Raw genomic sequence first — 22,605 nt, forward strand, 5'->3', positions numbered from 1 at the left:
CGGGTTGAGAGAAGTCATGAGAACGATGATCCGTAGTGGCCGGGCCGTTCTGCTGGTGCTGGCCGCAGGCCTGTTGCTGGCGGCCTGTGGTCAGGACGAGACACCACAGCAGCAGGCGGCCGGTGGCCAGGAACGGCCTCCGCGGTCGGTGGAGGTGGGGCAGATGGCCCGGCAGGATATCCCGCTGGACAAGTCCTATCCCTCGTTGTTGCGCAGTGATGACGAGGTCACCCTGGTGGCCCGGGTCACCGGCTTCCTCGAGGCCAGGCACTTCGAGCCCGGTCAGCTGGTGGAGGCCGGACAGCGTCTCTATACCATCGAGCCGGACCTCTACCAGGCGGCGGCCAGCCAGCGTGAGGCCGACCTGCAGAGCGCCCGTGCCGAGCTGTCCCGCGCCCAGCGGGATGCCGACCGCTTCGAGCAGCTGTTGAGCCAGAACTCGGTGAGCCGCCAGCAGTATGACCAGGCGAGAACCGAGCTGGGCGTCGCCCAGGCCAGCGTCGCCCAGGCCGAGGCGGCCCTGGCGAGCGCCAACATCGATCTCGGCTATGCCGAGGTGACGGCGCCGGTGGCCGGCATGATCGGCCTCGGCCAGGTCAACGTGGGCAACCTGGTCAGCGCCGGTACCGAGCTCGCCACCATCACCCCGCTGGATCCGCTGGAGGTGCGCTTCCAGTTGCCCCAGCGCGATGCCTTCGAGCTGCGCCGTCAGCTCGATGACCAGCCCCTGTCGGCGGTCGGTGCCAGCCTGCAGACGCCGGTTCTGGAGGGCAACGCGACAGGGCACCTGCAAGGGAGCCTGACCTTCCTGGGGTCGCGGGTCGACGAGGGCACCAGTACCGTGCAGGCTTCGGCCACCTTCGCCAACCCCGATGCTCAGGTGCTGCCCGGCCAGTTCGTGCGAGTGCGCCTCGAGGGCATGAAGCGCTTCGATGTGCTGGCGGTGCCCGAGATCGCGGTGACCCAGGGGCTGATGGGCCCCCAGGTGTTCGTGCTGGACGAGGACAACGTCGCCCGTTCCCGTACCGTGGCCCTGGGCGAAGTGGCCGGGCCCTGGCAGATCATTCGTGAGGGGCTGGAGCCCGGTGACCGGGTCGTGGTCGGTGATCCGGCCGGCATCGAGCCCGGTACGCCCATCGACCCGCTGCCCTTCGGGGGGGATGCCGGCGAGATCGTCGACGCGGTCGAGGAGGCCGAGGCCGAGGCCCGGGAAGAGGCCCAGGAAGCCGCGGCGACGGCCATGGAGGAGGGCCAGGCCTCGGCGCCGAATGAAGAGGAAGGGGATCAATGAGCTTTTCCAACTTCTTCATCAAGCGCCCCATCTTTGCCACGGTGCTGGCCATCATCCTGACCCTGGTCGGGGTGGTGAGCATGCGGGTGCTGCCCATCGAGCAGTACCCCAGCGTGGTACCGCCCACGGTGTCGGTCCAGGCCACGTTTCCCGGCGCCAATGCCGAGACCGTCGCCCAGACGGTGGCCGCCCCGCTGGCCGAGGCGATCAACGGCGTCGAGAACATGCTCTACATGACCTCGAACAGTGCCGACAACGGCTCCATGAGCCTCGATGTCGCCTTCGACATCGGCACCGACGGGGACATCAACACCATCAACGTCAACAACCGGGTGCAGGGCGCGCTCTCGCAGCTGCCCGAGGCGGTGCAGTCCCAGGGGGTGACCGTGGAACTGCGCTCCAGCTCGATCCTGATGCTGGTGGCGCTGATCTCGCCGGAAGGCGACTACAACAACGTCTTCATGCAGAACTACGCCACCCTCAATATCCTCGACGAGCTGCGCCAGGTGCCGGGGGTGGGTAACGCCGAGGTGCTCGGTGGCGGCGAATTCGCCATGCGCGTCTGGATGGACCCGGACAAGCTGGCCCAGTACGACCTGACGCCCACCGAGGTGGCCAGTGCCATCCGCGCCCAGAACACCGAGGTGCCGGCGGGTAACCTGGCGGCCACGCCCCAGGGCGAGCCGCGCGCCTATACCTACACCATCACCGCGGGCGGGCGACTCTCCGACGCCGACGACTTCCGCGATATCTTCCTGCGCACCAACCCCGATGGCTCCGCCCTGCGACTCTCCGATGTGGCGCGGATCGAGCTGGGGGCGTCCTTCTACGGGGTCGAGGCGCGGCTCAACGGCGCCACCATGACGCCGATCATCATCAACCAGCAACCCGGGGCCAACGCGCTGGAGACGGCCAAGGCGGTCGAGGCCACCATGGAGGAGCTGGAAGGGCGCTTCCCGCCCGGGCTGGAGTACGTGGTGCCCTATGACACCACGCTGTTCATCGACGCCTCGGTGAATACCGTCACCAAGGTGTTCATCGAGGCCTTCCTGATCGTCGGCGTCATCCTGTTCATCTTCCTGCAGAACTGGCGCTTCACGGTGATCGCCATGTCGGTGGTGCCGGTCTCGGTGCTGGCCACCTTCGCCGGCTTCTACATGTTCGGCTTCTCGATCAACCTGCTGACGCTGTTCGCCCTGGTGCTGTCGATCGGCATCGTGGTGGATGACGCCATCCTGGTGGTGGAGAACGTCGAGCGGGTGCTCGGCGAGGACGAGTCGATCTCGGTGCGGGACGCCACCATCCGTGCCATGCGGGAGGTGGGGGGGCCGGTCATCGCCACCTCGCTGATCATGGCCGCGGTCTTCGTGCCGGTGGCCTTCCTCGGCGGCTTCACCGGGCAGATCTACCAGCAGTTCGCCCTGACCGTGGCCATCTCGGTGGCCTTCTCGGCGTTGATGGCGCTGACCTTCACGCCGGCCCTGAGTGCGATCTTCATCAAGCACAAGCCGCGGCTCGGCGAGTCGAAGCTGAGGCGGGCGATCAACACGCCGCTGCGCCTGTTCGACCGGCTCTTCGCCGGGATTACCGCCGTCTACATGTGGGTGGTGAGGGGGCTGGTGAGGTACTGGGGGGTCGCCCTGCTGCTGACCGCGGCGGTCGGCGCCGGCTCCTGGTGGCTCTACGAGCGCACTCCCTCGACCCTGGTGCCCGAGACCGACCAGGGCATCGTGCTGGCCAGCATCTCGCTGCCCGACTCGGCCTCGCTGGACCGCACCAGCGCCTACATGGCCAGGCTCAGCGAGCAGATCGAGGCGATCCCGGGAGTGCGCTACTCCTCGGCGGTGGCGGGGTATGACATCCTCTCCAGCGCGGTGAACACGGCGCGGGGCATCATGTTCATCAACATGGACCCCTGGGACGAGCGCGAGCTGACCGCCGACGAGCTGGTGGGCCGCATCATGCAACTGGGGGCGCAGATCGAGGGCGGCTCGGCCATGGCCTTCAACGTGCCGCCGATCATGGGGCTCTCCACCACCGGCGGCTTCACCGGCTACCTGCAGTCCTTCGAGGGGGCCTCGTCCCAGGAGCTCTACCAGGCTTCGCTGCAGGTGATGCAGGCGGCCAACCAGCACCCCGCGCTGAACCAGGTGTTCACCACCTTCAACGTCAACGTGCCGGGCTACCGGGCCGAGATCGATCAGCAGAAGGCGCTGAGCTATGGCGTGGCGCTGGAGGATCTCAATGCCACCCTGTCGAACACCTTCGGCAACGGCTTCGTCAACTACTTCAGCTACCAGAACCGCAACTTCCAGGTCTACCTGCAGAACGAGGACGAGTTCCGCAAGACGCCGGACGACATCGGCAACGTCTATGTGCGGGGCGGCAACGGCGAGCGGATCCCGCTCTCCGAGTTCGTCGAGCTCGAGCGCCAGGCCGGCCCGGCGGTGGTCTCGCGCTTCGGGGTCTATCTCGGCGCCCAGTTCCAGGGGAGCCCGGCGCCGGGCTACAGCTCCGGCCAGGCCATCGAGGCCATGGAGCAGGTCGTCGCGGAGACCCTGGGGGGCAACTGGGGCATGGGCTGGACCGGCACGGCCTACCAGGAGAGCAACATCGGCAACACCGCCACGCTGGCCATCGTCTTCGGCCTGCTGATGGTGTTCCTGATCCTGGCGGCCCAGTACGAGAGCTGGTCGTTGCCCCTGGCGGTGCTCACGGCGACCCCCTTCGCCTTCCTCGGCGGGATCGGCGGGATCGTGTTGCGCGGCCTGGATACCAGCGTCTATGTGCAGATCGGCATGCTGGTGGTGGTGGGGCTGGCGGCCAAGAACGCCATCCTGATCGTGGAGTTCGCCGAACTCCAGCGCAAGGAACTCGGCAAGACGATCCGCGAGGCGGCGGTGACCGCCGCGGAGCTGCGCTTCCGGCCGATCGTCATGACCTCGTTGGCGTTCATCTTCGGCACCCTGCCGCTGGCCCTGGCCACCGGGGCCAGCGACACCAGCAGCCACCATATCGGCACTACGGTGGCGGTGGGCATGGCCGCGGTGGCGATACTGGGCAGCTTCTTCGTGCCGACCTTCTACGCGATGATCGCCCATGTCACCGACTGGCTGAGGCACAAGCTGGGCGGCCATGAGGCCTCCGAGCACCAGCCGGCACTGGAGAGCGATCGGCGCTGATCGCCTTTCGTCTCCGGCGACGGGGCACCACTCCTGGCGGGGTGGTGCCCTTTTTCTTTGCCCCGGTGGTGCCGTCGAGGGGCGCGTCGCCGGTCGGCCCGAAGCCGGGTGGCTCCCCACCGGGGTAGTCTACGCTGAAGGAGACAACCCATATGCCGGCCCGTTTCTTCGACTCGGTACCGGCAGGAGGAGCGCGCCATGGCAACCGTTCTGCAGTCGGCCCTGAGCTTTCCGCTGGTGGTCTTCACCGTGCTGCTGGCGCTCGTGATGCTCTACTGGTTGCTGGTAGCGCTACGCCTGGTGTCGGTGGAGCTCTTCGAGCACGACAGCCTCAAGGGCGATCACCTGGCCAGCACCCTGGTCGCCCTGGGCTTCGCCGGCGTGCCGGCGTCCTTCTCGCTGACGGTGCTGCTGGGGTTGGCGAGCGTCATCACCCTGGCCGTGGAGTTCGTCGTGCTGCGCTGGCTGCCGCTGGGGCTGTTCCGGATACCGGTCGGGGTGGCGGTGCTGTGGGGGGCCTTCGTGCTCGCCTCGCCGCTGGCCGCATCGCTCTGCCATCGTTTGCATCGCTGGTTCCATCGCCATTCGCCGCGGCGTTGCCTGCTGGGCGAGACGGTGGTGGTGAGCGAGAATCCCGGTGAGGACGGTTGCGCCATGGCGACCCTGACGGATGACCCGGAGTGCCGGGTGCGCCTGCACGGCAAGGCCGACGCCATGCCCGCCCGCGGCGAACGGCGGGTGCTGGTCAAGTACCTGGCTGGCGAGGGAAGCTATCGCAGCGTGCTCCAGCGCGACTACCTGGAGGCACGGACCCGCCTGAGTCGCCTACGGGGACGGCGGCGGGGGGGAGGCGAGGCCGTCCCCCATTGAGCGTGCCAGGGCTGCTGCCCGCGGGATCAGGGGGCGCTGACCAGGCGCAGCAGGGTATTCACCAATTCCATGCCGCGCTCGAGGATCGAGAATTGCTCGTAGTTGCGCAGCCAGTCGTGGAAGAGTCCGCCGAGGCAGGACTGCAGCAACTGCGCCGCCACCTCCGGGGGAATGTCGGGTCGCAGTTGGCCGAGCCTGGCGGCGTTGGTGAAGTACTCCTGGAGGGCGCCACAGGACTCCTCGGCCATCTCGTTCTGCATGGCGAGGGGGTCGATGTCGCCGAATACCTCGCAGTGATGGATCAGGATGGCGTGCACGCGGCGATAGCGCGGCTGCTCGAGGCGGATGAACCCCAGCCGGCATGCCAGACGAACGGCTTCCAGGGGGGCGTCGGCGAGGCCGGGGTCATCGATCTCCTCGACCAGTTCCTCGAAGGGCATGCGGACCCGCTCGAGCAGGGCGCGGAAGAGATCGGCCTTGTTCTTGAAGTGCCAGTAGACGGCACCCCGGGTCATGCCCGCATGGCGGGCGATCTGCTCCAGTGAGGTACGCGCCACGCCCTTCTCCAGGAAGACCTCCTCGGCGGCATCGAGCAGGGCTTCACGGGTAGCGGCGGCCTCGGCCTTGGTACGTCTGGCCATGGGGAGGGATCTCCGAAGATGACGGGATAGCCGTATTCTACCCGAGTCGGCCGGATTTTACATTCATGGGTGTATGGATGGGAGGCTCGTCCTGCAGGGATCCTGAGCGTATAAGGAATACATGAAGAACAGCGTTGTCGTCGTGCAAGGATGGTCCCATGGCTCGTGCTCCCTTCGAACTCGCCGGCGTCCGGGTGGCGGCGGGGTCCCGCACCCAGATCGACGTGCCCGTCGCCCGGCTCTACACCCATGCCCCGCTGCACATCCCGGTGGAAGTGGTACATGGTCGCCAGCACGGCCCGGTGCTGCTGGTCTGTGGCGGCATCCACGGCGACGAGATCAACAGCGTCGAGATCGTGCGGCGGCTGCTGCGCTCGCGGCAGCTGCAGAGCGTGCGCGGGACCCTGATCGCCGCCCCCATCGTCAATGTCTTCGGCTTCGTGCAGCACAGCCGCTACCTGCCCGACCGGCGCGACCTCAACCGCTGTTTCCCCGGCAGCGAGTCGGGCTCGCTGGGCGGCCGGGTGGCGGCGCTGTTCCGCGAGCAGATCGTCGATCACGCCACCCACATCATCGATCTGCACACCGGCGCCATTCATCGCACCAACCTGCCGCAGATCCGCGCCCAGCTGAGCCCGGGCAGCGAGACCGAGCGCATGGCCAACGCCTTCGGCGCCCCGGTGATCCTCAATGCCGAGCTGCGCGAGGGCAGCCTGCGCCACTATGCCCAGAGCCGTGGCATGCCGGTGCTCACCTACGAGGCCGGCGAGGCGCTGCGCTTCGACGAGTGGGCGATCGCCCCGGGGGTGCGTGGCGTGCTGCGGGTGATGCGGCGGATCGGCATGCTGACCGGCGAACACCGCCGTCGCCCGCCGCCGCCGGCGGAGCTGGCCAACGGCTCGAGCTGGGCGCGGGCGCCCATCGACGGCATCCTGCGCCCCCAGGTGCGCCTGGGGGCGCGGGTAGCCAAGGGCGAGCTGCTGGGCAAGGTGGCCGATCCCTTCGGCAACGCCGAGGGCGAGGTGAGATCGATGGCCGACGGCATCGTCATCGGCATGAGCCGGCTGCCGCTGGCCAACGAGGGCGAGGCGCTGTTCCATGTCGCCCGCTTCGACGCCATCGAGGAGGCAGAGAGTGCCGTGGAGAGCTTCCAGTCGAGCCTGGAGCCGCCGCCCGATTCGCTCTATTGAGCCTCAGGCGGTCTCGAGGGCCGGTTCGTGCTCGGGCACCAGGCCGAGGGCGTCGTCGAAGACCCGCAGGCAGGCGCCGTCCAGGTGACCGTGCTCGGAGAGGTGGCGGCGGAAACGCCTGCCCCCCGGCTGGCCCTGGAACAGGCCGAGCAGATGGCGGGTGATGTGGTTGAGCTTGGCGCCTTCCTCGAGCCGCCGGGCGATGTAGGGGCGCAGGGCGCGGGCCGCGGCGTGGCGGCTGGCTGCCGGGCCCGGCTCGCCGTAGAGCGCCTGGTCGACGCTCGCCAGCAGCCAGGGGTTCTGGTAGGCCTCGCGGCCGACCATCACGCTGTCGACATGCGCGAGCTGCGCCCGGCACTCGTCGAGCGTCCTGATCCCGCCGTTGATGCCGATATGCAGCTCCGGCCGGCTCGCCTTGAGGCGGTGCACGCGCGGATAGTTGAGCGGCGGCACGTCGCGGTTCTCCTTGGGCGAGAGCCCCTGCAGCCAGGCCTTGCGGGCGTGGACGATAAAGACGTTACATCCCGCATCAGCCACTTGCGAGATGAAGCGCTCGAGGTCGGCGTCCTCGTCCTGGTCGTCGATGCCGATGCGGCACTTCACCGTGACCGGAATCGTCACCGCCTCTCGCATGGCGCGCACCGCCGCGGCGACCTTCCCCGGGTGGCCCATCAGGCAGGCCCCGATCAGGTTGTTCTGCACCCGGTCGCTGGGGCAACCGACGTTGAGGTTCACCTCGTCGTAGCCCCACGCCTCGGCAATCGCCGCACACTCGGCGAGCTCGCCGGCATCGCTGCCACCCAGCTGCAGCGCCACGGGATGCTCCACCTCGTCATGGCCGAGGAATCGGCTGCGCGGGCTGCCATGCAGGATGGCGCCGGTGGTGACCATCTCGGTATAGAGCAGCGCACGCCGGGTCAGGGTCCGGGCGAAGACTCTGTAGTCTCTCGTGGTCCAGTCCATCATCGGCGCGATGGAGAAGGTGCGGTCGAGCTGGGGCATCGGCATCACAAGGGGTAGGGCAGGGAGGCGCACATTCTACCAGCCTGTTGCGTGATGTGGGCAATGGCTTACAGACATCGCCGCCAGGGATTACGGCGATACCGAGGAGAGGAGGCTAGAGTGAGGGTATGCATGGCCCATCTCATCCAGATGTCAGGTGTGTGAGTCCTTGTCTTTGCCCGCTTCCGGCGGGTTTTTTTTGATCCCCTTGGTCCCTGCCCGGTTGCGCGTGCCTTGCTGCATCCCATCCTGGCATCGCCATCGTATGGCGTGTGCTATGAAGTAGGGAGGAGAGCGGTGTCCCCGCTCGTGATTCCGCGACCTGCACGAGGTGATCTCATGGCGGATCGGAAGGTGGAACTGGATGCGTTGCGCGACGAGCTGATCGATCGGCTGGATCGCTACCGGGCGCACAAGGAACACAGGGGCGGCCCGCTGGACAAGGACATGGAGGAACAGGCCGTCGAGGTGCAGAACGACGACGTGATCGACTCCCTGGAAGACGAGGCCGAGGCGGAGCTGCGCCAGGTGATGCATGCCTTGGCCCGCATCGAGGCCGGGAAGGGCGAGACGTGCGAGGTGTGCGAAGAGCCGATCTCGCCGGCGCGACTCAAGGCGCTGCCTTTCACCACTCTCTGTCGGGCCTGTGCCGAGCCCCGTTGAGCCATCACGCCATCCCCAGCAATCCGATCGCCCCGCCCCCTGCCCGGCGGCGAGCCGCCCATGGCTGGCGAGCCCAGACCGTGCGGCATGGCCGATTCGGGCGGGACGCGGATGGAGGCGCGGTGGTAGGCTGAGGGTCAATCAACTGGGCTGGAGGGCGTGCATGAAGGCGTGGTGTCGACTGTCCGGCATGGGACTGCTCCTGCTGTTGCTGGCGGGCTGCGGGGGGAACGACGACGGCACGGAGGCCCCCGGGGAGATCGAGGACGAGGCGGTCGAGGAGGTGGCCGAGGAGGCGCCGGCACCTCCTCCCGAGCCGCAGGTGGAGCCCTTCAGTGAGCCGGTGGAGATCGATTTCGAGGCCACGCTGCGCAGCGACCGGCGCCTGATGGTCGAGGGAGAGAGCAATCTGCCCGACTCGACTCGACTGCTGATCGTGGTCGAGCGTGAGCTCAGCGGCGTGCGCTGGCAGTCACGTGTCGGTCTGGAGGAGGGGCGCTTCGCCGCGGGCCCCTTCGGTCCCGGCAGCGGGTTGCCGGATGGCGGCTATCGCATCACCGTGAACCTGCCCGAAGCCAGCGTGCAGCCGCTGTCCGTGAGGCAGCGCATCGGCGAGCAGGGCGAACACCTGAGCGGGCCACTGGTCAGTACGTCGCGGCACGGGCTGGGTCAGGTGGCGAGCAGTTCACGTCGTTTCCTGGTCGGCAGTGAGCCCCGACGCACCACCGACCAGGTCGAGGTGCTGGGCGTCGAGTGAGTCCCGCCGGGCCGTCCGGGGTCAGAGCGGGTTGGCCTGCCAACGGGCCACCAGCTTGCCGAGCAGCCGGCAGTCGGGTGTGTAGGGCGTGATCTCGTCGCTGGTCTGGCGTTCGAACTGCAGCTCGCCGGTGGGGCCCTGGCTCACCCGTCGCACACACTGAGCACCGGCCAGTTCGACCAGATAGAGCCCGGGCTGGCGGAACACCTCGGTGGGGGCGATGGCGACCAGGTCGCCCTGGTCGAGGAAGTCGAACGGTTCCCCGGGCGCCGGGGTCAGCAGGTAGCACTCGCCCTCCCAGCGTTGCGAGGGCACCAGCTCGAAGGGCAACTCGATGGCGCGGGCTCCGGGATCCTGCCAGGGCGCCGGCGGCAGGCGACGCAGATAGAGGGGCGAGGCGCGGCCCCGTTCCTCGCTCTCGATGAGCCGCGACAAGGGGCAGCCGAGGGCCTGGGCCAGGGCGACCAGCCGTTCGTGGCCGATCTGCTTGATGGCGCCGGATTCCCAATAGGAAATCGTGACGTCGGATACACCGACCCTGCGGGCAAGAGCTGCCTTGTTGAGGTTGGCCTCCAGCCGGAGTTCCTTGATACGAGGGCCTAGTGAATCCATTTCTCCATCCTGTCGACGATTAATGGGATTGCGATCATCTGCGATCGCTCACGACTGTGCAATACCGCGCATCAACGCTAGTCGGCATCACGGTGCCGCCGAAGCCCCGCATCGGTCAGGGCTCGCTCGCGTCTCCCTCGGCTGCTCACGGGTGCCTCGGCGCCGGCTCGAACCGAGCGGGCCCGCGACGAGCGCCGGCGAGTGCCCTCAGACTGTGCCCTTCAGGGGCGCGAGTCGCAAGGCGGGGTGACACATCCTGTTGGCCGGGCGATGGTGCCGAGGTTGACGAGAGACTCAGGCATGGACCACGCCAGGGAGGAATGATTCCCCCGACACACGGCTGCCGGGTGCGAGTCAGGCGCGTATAATGCGGCCATTGCCCTGTTCGCAGGGGTCATTTCCATTGCCAGGACCAAGGACGACATGACCGTACGCACCCGTATCGCGCCGTCACCCACCGGCGATCCCCACGTGGGCACCGCCTATATCGCCCTGTTCAACCTCTGCTTCGCGCGCCAGCATGGTGGCCAGTTCATCCTGCGAATCGAGGACACCGACCGCGTGCGCTCCACCGCCGAATCCGAGCAGATGATCCTCGACTCGCTGCGCTGGTTGGGGCTGGAGTGGGACGAGGGCCCCGACGTGGGCGGCCCCCACGGGCCCTACCGCCAGAGCGAGCGCGGTGACATCTATGGCGAGTATGCCCGTCAGTTGATCGCCTCGGGTCATGCCTTCAAGTGCTATCGCACCGCGGAGGAGCTCGACGAGCTGCGCGAGTCGCGCAAGGCCGCCGGCATGCAACTGGCGCTCAAGCCCGCCGATCTGGCGCTGCCCGCCGAGGAGGTGGCTCGCCGCGAGCGGGAGGGATGGCCTCATGTGGTGCGCATGAAGGTGCCCAGTGACGGCACCTGCGTGATCCAGGACATGCTGCGCGGTACCATCGAGGTGGATTGGGCGCAGGTCGATGCCCAGGTGCTGCTCAAGTCCGACGGCATGCCCACCTATCACCTGGCCAACGTGGTCGACGACCACCTGATGGGCATCACCCACGTGCTGCGCGGCGAGGAGTGGATCAACTCGGCGCCCAAACATCAGCTGCTCTACGAGTATTTCGGCTGGGAGATGCCGGCGCTCTGCCACATGCCCCTGCTGCGCAACCCCGACAAGTCGAAGCTCTCCAAGCGCAAGAACCCCACCTCCATCAACTACTACCGGCGCATGGGCTTCCTGCCCCAGGCGGTGATCAACTACCTGGGTCGCATGGGCTGGTCGATGCCCGACGAGCGCGAGAAATTCTCGCTCGACGAGATGATGGCGCACTTCGACATCCAACGGGTATCGCTGGGTGGGCCGGTGTTCGACCTGGAGAAGCTGACCTGGCTCAACGGCGTCTACATCCGCGAGGAGCTCGACGACCAGGCCTTCCTCGAGGCCCTGATGAAGTGGGCCTTCAACGAGGAGTACGTGCGCGAGATCCTGCCCCAGGTACGCCCGCGGGTCGAGACGCTCTCTCAGGTGGTGCCGCTGGCCGGCCACTTCTTCTCGGGCCTGCCGGCGATCGACGAGGCGAGCTTCGACGACGTCAAGCTCGGCCGCGAGGAGCTGCTCCGGCTGCTGCAGTTCCTGGTGTGGCGCCTCGAGGCCGTGCCGGCCTGGCACAAGGCGGCGCTGCTGGCCGAGGTCAAGGCGCTGGCCGAGCACTTCGAGCTGAAGATGAAGGCCTTCCTGGCGCCGGTGTTCATCGCCATCACCGGCTCGTCGTCGAGCACCTCGGTGATGGATGCCATGGCGATCCTCGGCTCCGACATGACCCGGGCGCGGCTGCGCCACGCCATCGAGGTACTCGGCGGTGTCTCCAAGAAGCAGGCCAAGCGCTTCGAGAAGGAGTACCGCGAGCTTTCCTGAGTTGCTGGAATCGGCGCTGTGGGAGCTACGCGCTGCGGAGCGATTCGCCGCGAAGCGGCGCTGGGCGGTCATCGGCCAGGTTGGCGGCCACCGCCAAGGCGCCTGGCGGCGCCAATCGCTCGGCGGAGCCAAGCTCCCACAGGGGACGATAAATCGGCGCTTTTCCTGTTGACGAAGACGAGGCGAATCAGTACTATACGCCTCGTCTTCACGAGATGCGGGGCCTTAGCTCAGCTGGGAGAGCGCAACACTGGCAGTGTTGAGGTCAGCGGTTCGATCCCGCTAGGCTCCACCACGACATCTCGATCGGAAGCACTGCGTCCCATTCGTCTAGTGGTCCAGGACACCGCCCTTTCACGGCGGGAACAGGGGTTCGAACCCCCTATGGGACGCCACTTCTAACTGCCCTCCATCGCCCTTCGATGTCGACAAGTGTGGACGCCTCGAGGCGTCTTTTCTTCGTTTCCACCCCCCGGTGGGCTTGGCCACAAGTACCAGATGGCATCAGCCTCTCAAGGCTTAACACCCCGTTACCTTCCGTTGTCAAGGGTCCGACATCTCGTTACATTGCGGCGTTTAGGGCTTGACATGGGCCTTCACTTGTCCACTTTGCCGGCGGCCGCGAGATCGTCTGTGCACAGCTTCGGCGCAAACCCGCATGGTTGTGGGGTTTTCTTTTATTCCCTTTAAAATCATCTAGTTACAAAAGATCAAAAATTGATCAATCTAAGGTGGTTCCCCATTTCATGGCGATTCGACGGCCTTTTCGAGTGGTTGTGAACAGGCTTATCCACAGAATGTGTGGAAAACACGTCGCCCAGTCCCGGGGGTGGGGCGAACCCCGGTGGGCATGGTTGTAATCGTGTGTCGGTATGAGAATTCTGATACTCGTGGAGAAGCGGGGGATGCCGCGGTCACCAGGGGGCCGCGACAACCGGGCCGGGTCACGGCTGGCCGAAGGCGCGCAGGCGGCGCAGCAGCGAGGAGGTGTCCCAGCGGCCGCCGCCCATGACCTGTAGGTCGCCGTAGAACTGGTCGACCAGGGCCGTCACCGGCAGGCGGGCCTGCAGGCGTCGGGCCTGCTCGAGGCAGATGCCGAGATCCTTGCGCATCCAGTTCACCGCGAAGCCATGCTCGTACTCGTCGCCGATCATGGTCTTGTGGCGGTTGTCCATCTGCCAGGAGCCGGCGGCCCCCTGGGCGATGACGTCGACGACCCGCTGCCGGTCGAGGCCGGCCTGTTCGGCGAAGTGCAGTCCTTCGGCCAGGCCCTGGACCAGGCCGGCGATGCAGATCTGGTTGACCATCTTGGTCAGTTGGCCGCTGCCGGCGGCGCCCATCAGGGTTACCGCGCGACCGTAGTGGGCGAGGGTGGGGCGGGCACGCTCGAAGTCGTCCTCGGTGCCGCCGCACATGATGGTCAGGGCGCCGTTCTCGGCGCCCTGCTGGCCGCCGGAGACCGGGGCGTCGATGAAGCCGATGCCCTGCTCGCGGCAGGTGGCGTCGAGCTCGCAGGCCAGGTCTGCCGTGGCGGTGGTGTGGTCCACCAGCAGGCTGCCCGGGGCCATGCCGTGCAGGGCGCCATCCTCGCCGGTGGTCACATGGCGCACGTCATCGTCGTTGCCCACGCAGACCAGTACCAGGTCGGCGCCGTCGGCGGCGGCGCGCGGAGTGGGGTGGTGGCTGCCGCCGTGCTCGGCGACCCAGGCCTCGGCCTTGGCGACGGTGCGGTTGTAGACGCGCACGCTCAGCCCCTGACGGGCCAGATGGCCGGCCATGGGAGAGCCCATCACGCCCAGGCCGATAAAGGCCACTGTCGAGATGCTGCTGCTCATCCTGATGCTCCTTCTTTGGGTGTTGCATGACGCAGAAAGCCGCCCGAGGGCGGCTTTCCGTCACGTCGCGGCCGGGGCCGCTGCCTGCCGACTTACTTGGCAGAATAGTCCTTGGCAGGATAGTCGCGTTGGGTATGGCCGGTGTAGAGCTGGCGCGGGCGACCGATCTTGTAGCTGTCGCTGAGCATCTCGTGCCAGTGGGAGATCCAGCCGATGGTGCGCGACACGGCGAAGATCACCGTGAACATGTTGGTCGGGATGCCCATGGCCTTGAGAATGATGCCGGAGTAGAAGTCGACATTCGGGTAGAGCTGGCGCTCGATGAAGTACTCGTCCTCGAGGGCGATCTGCTCCAGGCGCTTGGCGATCTTGAGCTGGGGGTCGTCGGCCATGCCGAGCTCGGCCAGCACCTCGTCGCAGGTCTCCTTCATCACCTTGGCGCGCGGGTCGAAGTTGCGGTAGACGCGGTGACCGAAGCCCATCAGCTTGAACGGGTCGTCCTTGTCCTTGGCGCGATCGACGAAACGCTGGATGTTCTCCTCGGAGTCGTCGCCGATCTCGTCGAGCATCTTCAGCACCGCCTCGTTGGCGCCGCCGTGGGCCGGGCCCCACAGCGCGGCGATGCCGGCGCTGATGCAGGCGAAGGGGTTGGCGCCGGTGGAGCCGGCCAGGCGCACCGTGGAGGTGGAGGCGTTCTGCTCGTGGTCGGCGTGGAGCATGAAGATGCGGTCCATGGCCTTGGCGTAGACCGGGTTGATCCGGTACTCCTCGCAGGGGTTGCTGAACATCATGTAGAGGAAGTTCTCTGCATAGCTCAGGTTGTTGCGCGGATAGTTGAACGGCTGGCCGACGTTGTACTTGTAGGACATCGCGGCGAGGGTCGGCATCTTGGCGATCAGGCGGATCGCACTGATCTGGCGGTCCTCTTCCTGGGTGATGTCCATGTGGTCGTGGTAGAAGGCCGCCAGGCCGCCGACCACGCCACACAGGATCGACATCGGGTGAGCGTCGCGGCGGAAGCCCTTGAAGAAGTTGTTGATCTGGTCGTGGACCATGGTGTGGTTGCGGACCCGCGACTCGAAGTCCGCATACTGCTCGTCGCTGGGCAGCTCGCCGAACAGCAGCAGGTAGCAGGTCTCGACGAAGTTGGACTCTTTGGCCAGCTGGTCGATCGGGTAGCCGCGATGCAGCAGCACGCCCTTTTCGCCATCGATGTAGGTGATGGCCGACTGGCAGGAGGAGGTGGCCATGAAGCCGGGGTCGTAGGTGAAGAGGCCTTCCGCGCCCAGGCCGCGGACATCGACCACGTCAGGCCCCAGGGTGCCTGAGTAGATCGGCAGCTCGATCGTCTTCTCCAGACCGTCTACCGTCAGTGTCGCTTTCCTGTCAGCCATATCTGGCCTCCTCTCGAGTGCATGGTGGGACGAAATGTCGTGAATTCGCTGAAGTTGCCGGCGAAAAGGTTCGCCCACTATAGAAGCGTCCCAGCGATTGTCAATTAGCCCATGGCGGGGCTTTACTTGTACTTTCTGATCGTTATAAATAGGTTTTGTATAAAAATTGGTGCTTTGCACCATTGCGGCGCAGGTGCCGCACGCAGAGCGTGCAAGGCGGCTCGTGGAAAGCGCGCGACGGGCTAGCACCATGGTCGAGTCGCGTCGGTGTCCATTTGTCATGGGACAGCCATGTCCCTATAATCCACCCCGCGCGACTGGCAGGAACAGGTGGTCTTGCCACACTTGGCAACGGCCGAGCCCCTTCCCGAAACCACCGCCCGCTCGGGCCGCCATGCCTAGAGCACAGAGCGGGCCAAGAGAGTGTGTATAGAGCCGTGAATAGCAAACGACCCGTAAATCTGGATCTTTCCACGATACAGTTTCCCCTCCCCGCCCTGACGTCGATCGCTCACCGCATTACCGGCGTCATCCTCTTCATCGGCCTGATCTTCGCCTTCTGGGCGCTCGACAAGTCCCTGTCGTCCCCGGCGGGATTCGAGGCGGTGCGTGACGCCCTGGCCACCAACTTCCTGGTCAAGCTGATCGCCTGGGGTCTGCTGTCGGCCCTGGCCTTCCACTTCGTGGCCGGCATCAAGCATCTGTTGATGGATATCGACATCGGCGTGACCCTCGAGGGTGGCGTCAAGAAGGCACAGATCACCGTGGTGGTGAGCGCCGTTCTGATCATTCTGGCTGGAGTCTGGGTATGGTAACCAACATCACGAACTTCGGGCGCAGCGGCCTGTCCGACTGGCTGGTTCAGCGCGTCTCGGCGATCATCCTCGCGCTCTACACTCTCTTCATCGTCGCTTACCTGCTGCTCAACCCGGGCCTCGACTATGCCACCTGGAGCGGCCTGTTCGCCCAGACCTGGGTGCGCATCTTCTCGCTGCTGGCCTTCGTTTCCATTGCCGCCCATGCCTGGATCGGGCTGTGGACCGTGACCACCGACTACCTCAAGCCGACCGGCCTGCGTGTCGGCATCCAGACCATCATCATCCTGGCCATCTTCGTGTTCCTGGTCTGGGGCATTCAGATTCTGTGGGGAGCCTGATTCATGTCCAACATGCGTAGCCTGTCTTTCGACGCCATCATCATCGGTGGTGGCGGCTCCGGCCTGCGGGCCGCCCTCGAGCTGGCCAAGTCCGGCAAGAGGACCGCCGTGCTGTCCAAGGTCTTCCCGACCCGCTCGCACACCGTCTCCGCCCAGGGCGGTATCACCTGCGCCATCGCCTCCGCCGACCCCAATGACGACTGGCGCTGGCACATGTACGACACCGTCAAGGGGGGCGACTACATCGCCGACCAGGATGCGGCCGAGTACATGTGTTCCGAAGGCCCGAAGGCGGTGTTCGAGCTCGAGCACATGGGGCTGCCGTTCTCGCGTTTCGACAATGGTCGCATCTATCAGCGCCCCTTCGGTGGCCAGTCCAAGAACTTCGGCGAGGGCGGCCAGGCGGCCCGCACCTGTGCCGCGGCCGACCGTACCGGGCACGCCCTGCTGCACACCCTCTACCAGAACAACCTGAAGAACAATACCACCTTCCTCAACGAGTGGTACGCCGTCGACTTAGTCAAGAACGCCAACGGTGACGTGGTGGGCTGCATCGCCATGGACATCGAGACCGGCGAGGTGGTTCACGTCAAGTCCAAGGCCACCGTGCTGGCCACCGGCGGCGCCGGGCGTATCTACGCCTCGACCACCAACGCCCTGATCAATACCGGCGACGGCATCGGCATGGCGCTGCGTGCCGGCTTCCCGATGCAGGACATGGAGATGTGGCAGTTCCACCCGACCGGCATCTACGGCGCCGGCACCCTGGTGACCGAAGGCTGCCGCGGCGAGGGTGGCTACCTGGTCAACAAGGACGGCGAGCGTTTCATGGAGCGCTATGCGCCCAACGCCAAGGACCTGGCCGGTCGCGACGTGGTCGCGCGCTCCATGGTCATGGAGATCCTCGAGGGTCGTGGCTGCGGCGAGCACGGCGACCATGTCTTCCTCAAGCTGGACCACCTGGGCGAGGAAGTCCTCGGCAAGCGCCTGCCCGGCATCGTCGAGCTGTCCAAGACCTTCGCCCACGTGGACCCGGCCAAGGAACCGATCCCGGTGGTGCCGACCTGCCACTACATGATGGGCGGGATCCCGACCAACGTGCACGGCCAGGCGATCATGCAGGACGCCGACGGCAACGACCAGATCGTGGGTGGGCTGTTCGCCTGCGGCGAAGCGGCCTGCGTCTCGGTGCACGGCGCCAACCGCCTGGGCGGTAACTCGCTGCTCGACCTGGTGGTGTTCGGCCGTGCGGCCGGCATGTTCATCGAGGGCGCGCTCAACGAGGGGATCGACTACCTCGAGGCGTCCGAGTCCGACATCGCCTCGGCCATGGCGCGCATGAACCGCTGGAACGAGTCCGGCGAGGGCGAGACCGTGCCCGAGCTCAAGCGCGAGCTGCAGAACATCATGCAGAACTCCTTCGGCGTGTTCCGCGAGGAAGCGAACATGCAGAAGGGCGTGGGTCAGTTGGCGGAGCTGCGCGAGCGCATCGCCAAGGCGCACCTGCCCGACAAGTCCAACGCCTTCAACACCGCCCGTGTCGAGGCCCTGGAGCTGGACAACCTGATGGAAGTCGCCGAGGCGACCGCCATCGCGGCGCTGGACCGCAAGGAGAGCCGCGGTGCGCACTCGCGCTACGACTACCCGGATCGCGACGACGTCAACTGGCTGAAGCACTCGCTCTACTTCCCGACCGAGAAGCGCGTCGGCAAGCGCGACGTCAACTTCGCGCCCAGGACGGTCGATACCTTCGAGCCGAAAGTCCGCACCTACTGAGAGGGGAGTCACGATGTCCACGCTTCAGGTATCCATTTACCGCTACAACCCGGAAACCGACTCCGCACCCTACATGCAGGAGTTCCAGGTCGACACCCAGGGCCGTGACCTGATGGTGCTCGACGTGCTGCACCTGATGAAGGAGCAGGACAACGGCCTGGCCTACCGTCGCAGCTGCCGCGAAGGGGTGTGCGGCTCCGACGGCATGAACATGAACGGCAAGAACGGCCTGGCCTGCATCACGCCGCTCTCCGAGGTGGTCAAGCACGGCAAGCTGGCGCTGCGCCCGCTGCCGGGCCTGCCGGTCATTCGCGACCTGGTGGTCGACATGGGGCTGTTCTACAAGCAGTACGAGCGCATCCAGCCGTACCTGCAGAACGACACCCCGGCGCCGGCCATCGAGCGCCTGCAGTCGCCGGAGGAACGCGACAAGCTCGACGGCCTCTACGAGTGCATCCTGTGCGCCTGCTGCTCGACCTCCTGCCCGTCGTTCTGGTGGAACCCGGACAAGTTCGTCGGCCCGGCCGGCCTGCTGCAGGCCTACCGCTTCCTGGCCGACTCCCGCGATACCGCCACTCGCGAGCGCCTGGCCGAGCTCGAGGATCCGTTCAGCGTGTTCCGCTGCCGCGGCATCATGAACTGCGTCGCGGTGTGCCCCAAGGGGCTCAACCCGACGCGGGCGATCGGCAAGATCCGCGAGATGTTGCTGGCCAATGCCACTTAAATCATGGCGCCCGGCTTGTTATCATGTGCCACGCTTTTCGGCTGCGACCCATCGTCGCAGTCGGAAGCCGGTACAGTAGCGTGAAGAGCCGGTGCCCTGGGCACCGGCTCTTGACCATCGAAATTCAGGGTTTCCGGCTTCCGGCCGGAACAGCCGGAGACGAAGACGCCCCACCGGCAGGGCACCACCGATGTCGCCATGCCCATCTGCTGGCGACGCCGACTACACCCCATCAGTGCAGGGTGACCGAGAGATGCAACAAGGCATAATGGAGTTGATGTGGCGCTCCTCCCACGTCAGTGGCGGCAATGCCCACTATGTGGAAGCGCTCTACGAGCAGTACCTCGAAGACCCCGATGCTGTCCCCGACGAATGGCGCAATTATTTCGACCAATTGCCGCGTCCCGAAGGCAGCGCCTCACATGACGTTCCGCTTGCCCCGATCCGCGACCAGTTCTACCAGCTAGGCCGAGCACGACGCACCGCCCAGGCCGGCACCGCCGCCGACAGCGGGGAGAACAAGAAACAGGTCAAGGTTCTCCAGCTGATCAACGCCTATCGCTTCCGCGGGCACCAGAAGGCCGACATCGACCCCCTTGGCCTGCGCAGCCCGACCCCCGTCCCCGACCTCGACCTCTCATTCCACCAGCTCTCGAAGGCCGACCTGGATACCGAATTCCAGACCGGCTCCTTCTTCATGGGCCTGGACAAGGCACCGCTCAAGGAGATCGTCGAGGCGCTGGAGCAGACCTACTGCCGCTCCATCGGCTGCGAGATCATGCACATCGTCGACACCGAGGAGAAGCGCTGGCTGCAGCAGCGTTTCGAGTCGGTGCGCTCGGCGCCCAGGTTCAGCGACGAGGTGCGCAAGCACGTGCTCGAGCGGCTGACCGCCGCCGAGGGCCTGGAGAGCTACCTGGCCTCCAAGTACCCGGGCACCAAGCGCTTCGGCCTGGAGGGCGGCGAAGCCTTCATCCCGATGATGGACGAGCTGATCCAGCGCGCCGGCGGCTACGGCACCAAGGAAGTGGTCATCGGCATGGCCCACCGCGGACGCCTCAACCTGCTGGTCAACATCCTCGGCAAGAACCCTTCCGAGCTGATCGACGAGTTCGACGGCAAGAAGGTCATCGAGCGCGGCTCCGGCGACGTCAAGTACCACCAGGGCTTCAGCTCCAACGTCATGACCCCCGGTGGCGAGGTGCACCTGGCGCTGTCGTTCAACCCCTCTCACCTGGAGATCGTCTCTCCGGTGGTCGAGGGCTCGGTGCGCGCCCGCCAGGACCGCCGTGACGACCCCGAGGGTACCAAGGTGCTGCCGATCAACGTGCATGGCGATGCGGCCTTCGCCGGCCAGGGCGTGGTCATGGAGACCTTCCAGATGTCCCAGACCCGTGCCTACAAGACCGGCGGCACGCTGCACATCGTCATCAACAACCAGGTCGGTTTCACCACCTCCAACCCGCTGGACGCCCGCTCCACCGAGTACTGCACCGACATCGCCAAGATGGTTCAGGCGCCGATCTTCCACGTCAACGGCGACGACGCCGATGCGGTGCTGCACGCCACCCAGGTGGCGCTGGACTACCGCCAGCAGTTCAAGCGTGACGTGGTCATCGACCTGGTCTGCTACCGTCGGCGCGGCCACAACGAGGCCGACGAGCCCTCCGGCACCCAGCCGATGATGTACAGCAAGATCAAGCAGCATCCCTCGTCCCGGACGCTCTACGCCCAGCGCCTGGTCGAGCAGGGGGTGGTCAGCGAGGATGGCGTCAAGGCGATGGTCGAGACCTATCGCGATGACCTGGTGGCCGGCAATCACGTGGCCAACGCCCTGGTGCAGGAGCCCAACACCTCGCTGTTCGTCGACTGGAAGCCCTACCTGGGCCACGAGTGGACCGGCGATGCCGACACCACCTTCGACATGAAGCGCCTGCAGCAGCTGGCGGCGAGGATGTGCGAGATTCCCGACGGGGTCGAGGTACAGCGCCAGGTGGCCAAGATCTACGATGATCGCCGCAGGATGCAGGCCGGTGGCCTGGCGCTGAACTGGGGCTTCGCCGAGACCCTGGCCTACGCCACCCTGCTCGATCAGGGCCACCCGGTGCGCATCACCGGCCAGGACGTGGGTCGCGGCACCTTCTCCCACCGTCACGCCGTGGTGCACAACCAGAAGGACGGCAGTGCCTACGTGCCGTTGCAGCACATGGCCGATGGCCAGCCGTGCTTCACCATCCACGACTCCTTCCTCTCGGAAGAGGCCGTGCTGGCCTTCGAGTACGGCTACGCGACCACCATGCCCAACGCCCTGATCGTCTGGGAAGCCCAGTTCGGTGACTTCTTCAATGGCGCCCAGGTGGTGGTCGACCAGTTCATCTCCTCCGGCGAGACCAAGTGGGGCCGGCTGTGCGGCCTGACCATGCTGCTGCCCCATGGCTACGAGGGCCAGGGCCCCGAGCACTCCTCGGCGCGTCTCGAGCGCTTCCTGCAGCTGTGTGCCGAGCACAACATGCAGGTCTGCGTGCCCACCACCCCGGCGCAGATCTTCCACCTGCTGCGTCGCCAGGTGATCCGCCCGCTGAGAAAGCCGCTGGTGGTGATGTCGCCCAAGAGCCTGCTGCGCCACAAGGAGGCGACCTCGACCCTCGAGGAGCTGGCCTACGGCCGCTTCCAGATGGTGCTGCCCGACCAGGGCAAGCTCGAGGCCGGCAAGGTCGAGCGCATCGTGCTGTGTGCCGGCAAGGTCTACTACGACCTGGCCAACTGGCGCGAGGAGTTCGCCCGCGACGACGTCGCCCTCCTGCGGCTCGAGCAGCTCTACCCCTTCCCCAAGGAGGAGCTCTTCGAGGCGATCAAGGCCTACACCAACGTCACCGACGTGGTGTGGTGTCAGGAGGAGCCGCTCAACCAGGGGGCCTGGTACTCGAGCCAGCACCACATGCGTGCGGTCGTCGACATGCTCCGTGACGGCCTGGGACGGGAGCTGAAGTTCGCCGGACGCCCGGCATCGGCGGCACCCGCGGCGGGCTACATGTCCGTGCACACCGAACAGCAGCGCCAACTGGTGGAAGACGCCTTCAACGCCTGAAGCGACCACCGGGACGAGAGAGAACATACAAGGGATACGACATGGCTACCGAGATCAAGGCACCCACCTTTCCGGAATCCGTTGCCGAAGGCAGCGTGGCCGCCTGGCACAAGAAGCCGGGCGACAGCGTCGAGCGTGACGAGTTGATCGTCGAGATCGAGACCGACAAGGTGGTGCTCGAGGTGGTGGCGCCGGAAGCCGGCACCCTCTCCGAGGTGCTGGCCGAGGAGGGCGACACCGTGGCGTCCGAGCAGGTACTGGGGCGCATCGGCAAAGGCGCGGCCAAGGGCGGCGAGCAAGCGGTCGAGCAGAAGGTCAATGCCAAGGCCGAGCAGAAGAGCGACGTCAAGCCCGCCGGCGGCGGCAAGCAGCACGAGGTGAAGGCGCCGACCTTCCCCGAGTCGATCCAGGAGGGCACCGTGGCCACCTGGCACAAGCAGGTCGGCGAGGCGGTCAAGCGAGACGAGGTGCTGGCCGATATCGAGACCGACAAGGTGGTGCTCGAGGTGGTGGCGCCGG

18 protein-coding genes and 2 tRNA genes are annotated in these 22,605 nt (G+C 66.3%); 15 read left to right on the forward strand and 5 right to left on the reverse strand.

Going from position 1 to position 22,605, the window contains the following annotated elements; translation table 11 throughout:
• Window positions 1-16 precede the first annotated feature (16 nt).
• From C1H66_RS21215 to C1H66_RS21225, 3 genes are all read left to right on the forward strand, one after another.
• On the forward strand, window positions 17-1,291 hold the full coding sequence (locus tag C1H66_RS21215; protein ID WP_102629856.1) for an efflux RND transporter periplasmic adaptor subunit: 1,275 nt from the start codon (window positions 17-19) through the stop codon (window positions 1,289-1,291).
• Entirely contained in the window at window positions 1,288-4,473 is a 3,186-nt protein-coding gene (locus C1H66_RS21220; protein ID WP_102629857.1) for an efflux RND transporter permease subunit, read from the forward strand. Before C1H66_RS21215 ends, C1H66_RS21220 begins: the two co-directional genes overlap by 4 nt.
• Before the next feature lie 198 nt (window positions 4,474-4,671).
• Window positions 4,672-5,343 carry a hypothetical protein gene (locus tag C1H66_RS21225; protein ID WP_102629858.1) on the forward strand — a complete coding sequence of 224 codons (672 nt, stop codon included), beginning with the start codon at window positions 4,672-4,674 and terminating at the stop codon, window positions 5,341-5,343.
• 26 nt (window positions 5,344-5,369) lie between these two features.
• On the opposite strand, the gene C1H66_RS21230 is transcribed toward C1H66_RS21225, so the two are convergent.
• On the reverse strand, window positions 5,370-5,984 hold the full coding sequence (locus C1H66_RS21230; protein ID WP_102629859.1) for a TetR family transcriptional regulator: 615 nt from the start codon (window positions 5,982-5,984) through the stop codon (window positions 5,370-5,372).
• Window positions 5,985-6,142: 158 nt separating this feature from the next.
• Here C1H66_RS21230 and C1H66_RS21235 point away from each other — a divergent pair, with 158 nt between their 5' ends.
• Complete coding sequence (locus C1H66_RS21235; protein WP_102629860.1) at window positions 6,143-7,174, forward strand: succinylglutamate desuccinylase/aspartoacylase family protein; 1,032 nt, start codon at window positions 6,143-6,145, stop codon at window positions 7,172-7,174.
• Window positions 7,175-7,177: 3 nt separating this feature from the next.
• On the opposite strand, the gene dusA is transcribed toward C1H66_RS21235, so the two are convergent.
• Window positions 7,178-8,176: a tRNA dihydrouridine(20/20a) synthase DusA gene (gene dusA / locus C1H66_RS21240; protein ID WP_102629881.1), complete on the reverse strand. Its 999-nt coding sequence runs from the start codon at window positions 8,174-8,176 to the stop codon at window positions 7,178-7,180.
• A gap of 339 nt (window positions 8,177-8,515) precedes the next feature.
• Here dusA and C1H66_RS21245 point away from each other — a divergent pair, with 339 nt between their 5' ends.
• Together C1H66_RS21245 and C1H66_RS21255 are read left to right on the forward strand one after the other, a co-directional pair.
• Complete coding sequence (locus C1H66_RS21245) at window positions 8,516-8,839, forward strand: TraR/DksA family transcriptional regulator (RefSeq protein WP_102629861.1); 324 nt, start codon at window positions 8,516-8,518, stop codon at window positions 8,837-8,839.
• Window positions 8,840-9,002: 163 nt separating this feature from the next.
• Window positions 9,003-9,596, forward strand: a complete 594-nt coding sequence (locus C1H66_RS21255; protein WP_170064211.1) for a hypothetical protein — start codon at window positions 9,003-9,005, stop codon at window positions 9,594-9,596.
• 21 nt (window positions 9,597-9,617) lie between these two features.
• Here C1H66_RS21255 and C1H66_RS21260 read toward each other — a convergent pair whose 3' ends face one another.
• Complete coding sequence (locus tag C1H66_RS21260) at window positions 9,618-10,208, reverse strand: helix-turn-helix domain-containing protein (RefSeq protein WP_102629863.1); 591 nt, start codon at window positions 10,206-10,208, stop codon at window positions 9,618-9,620.
• A 423-nt stretch (window positions 10,209-10,631) separates the two neighbouring features.
• Here C1H66_RS21260 and gltX point away from each other — a divergent pair, with 423 nt between their 5' ends.
• The 3 genes from gltX to C1H66_RS21275 all read left to right on the forward strand — a co-directional run bounded on the left by gltX (window position 10,632) and on the right by C1H66_RS21275 (window position 12,508).
• A complete protein-coding gene (gene gltX, locus C1H66_RS21265) occupies window positions 10,632-12,113 on the forward strand; it encodes a glutamate--tRNA ligase (protein ID WP_102629864.1) in 1,482 nt (493 codons plus the stop codon).
• Window positions 12,114-12,332: 219 nt separating this feature from the next.
• Window positions 12,333-12,408: transfer RNA gene (locus tag C1H66_RS21270), tRNA-Ala, on the forward strand.
• Window positions 12,409-12,432: 24 nt separating this feature from the next.
• Window positions 12,433-12,508 (forward strand) — tRNA-Glu (locus tag C1H66_RS21275).
• Window positions 12,509-13,057: 549 nt separating this feature from the next.
• On the opposite strand, the gene C1H66_RS21280 is transcribed toward C1H66_RS21275, so the two are convergent.
• Together C1H66_RS21280 and gltA are read right to left on the reverse strand one after the other, a co-directional pair.
• Entirely contained in the window at window positions 13,058-13,948 is an 891-nt protein-coding gene (locus C1H66_RS21280) for an NAD(P)-dependent oxidoreductase (protein WP_181423463.1), read from the reverse strand.
• A 92-nt stretch (window positions 13,949-14,040) separates the two neighbouring features.
• Window positions 14,041-15,342, reverse strand: a complete 1,302-nt coding sequence (gene gltA, locus C1H66_RS21285) for a citrate synthase (protein WP_102629865.1) — start codon at window positions 15,340-15,342, stop codon at window positions 14,041-14,043.
• Between the two features lie 437 nt (window positions 15,343-15,779).
• Here gltA and sdhC point away from each other — a divergent pair, with 437 nt between their 5' ends.
• The 6 genes from sdhC to C1H66_RS21315 all read left to right on the forward strand — a co-directional run.
• Window positions 15,780-16,157: a succinate dehydrogenase, cytochrome b556 subunit gene (gene sdhC, locus C1H66_RS21290; protein ID WP_205738718.1), complete on the forward strand. Its 378-nt coding sequence runs from the start codon at window positions 15,780-15,782 to the stop codon at window positions 16,155-16,157.
• On the forward strand, window positions 16,151-16,498 hold the full coding sequence (sdhD, locus tag C1H66_RS21295) for a succinate dehydrogenase, hydrophobic membrane anchor protein (RefSeq protein WP_102629867.1): 348 nt from the start codon (window positions 16,151-16,153) through the stop codon (window positions 16,496-16,498). The genes sdhC and sdhD overlap by 7 nt, the downstream gene beginning before the upstream one ends.
• A gap of 3 nt (window positions 16,499-16,501) precedes the next feature.
• Entirely contained in the window at window positions 16,502-18,274 is a 1,773-nt protein-coding gene (gene sdhA, locus C1H66_RS21300; protein ID WP_102629868.1) for a succinate dehydrogenase flavoprotein subunit, read from the forward strand.
• Between the two features lie 13 nt (window positions 18,275-18,287).
• A complete protein-coding gene (locus C1H66_RS21305; protein WP_102629869.1) occupies window positions 18,288-18,998 on the forward strand; it encodes a succinate dehydrogenase iron-sulfur subunit in 711 nt (236 codons plus the stop codon).
• Between the two features lie 253 nt (window positions 18,999-19,251).
• Window positions 19,252-22,086 carry a 2-oxoglutarate dehydrogenase E1 component gene (locus C1H66_RS21310; protein ID WP_102629870.1) on the forward strand — a complete coding sequence of 945 codons (2,835 nt, stop codon included), beginning with the start codon at window positions 19,252-19,254 and terminating at the stop codon, window positions 22,084-22,086.
• A gap of 41 nt (window positions 22,087-22,127) precedes the next feature.
• Window positions 22,128-22,605, forward strand: a 478-nt coding sequence (locus C1H66_RS21315) for a biotin/lipoyl-containing protein (protein WP_338066473.1), incomplete at its 3' end; no start/stop codon positions are given.

This window comes from Halomonas heilongjiangensis, assembly GCF_002879645.1.
Taxonomy (GTDB): Bacteria; Pseudomonadota; Gammaproteobacteria; order Pseudomonadales; family Halomonadaceae; genus Halomonas; species Halomonas heilongjiangensis.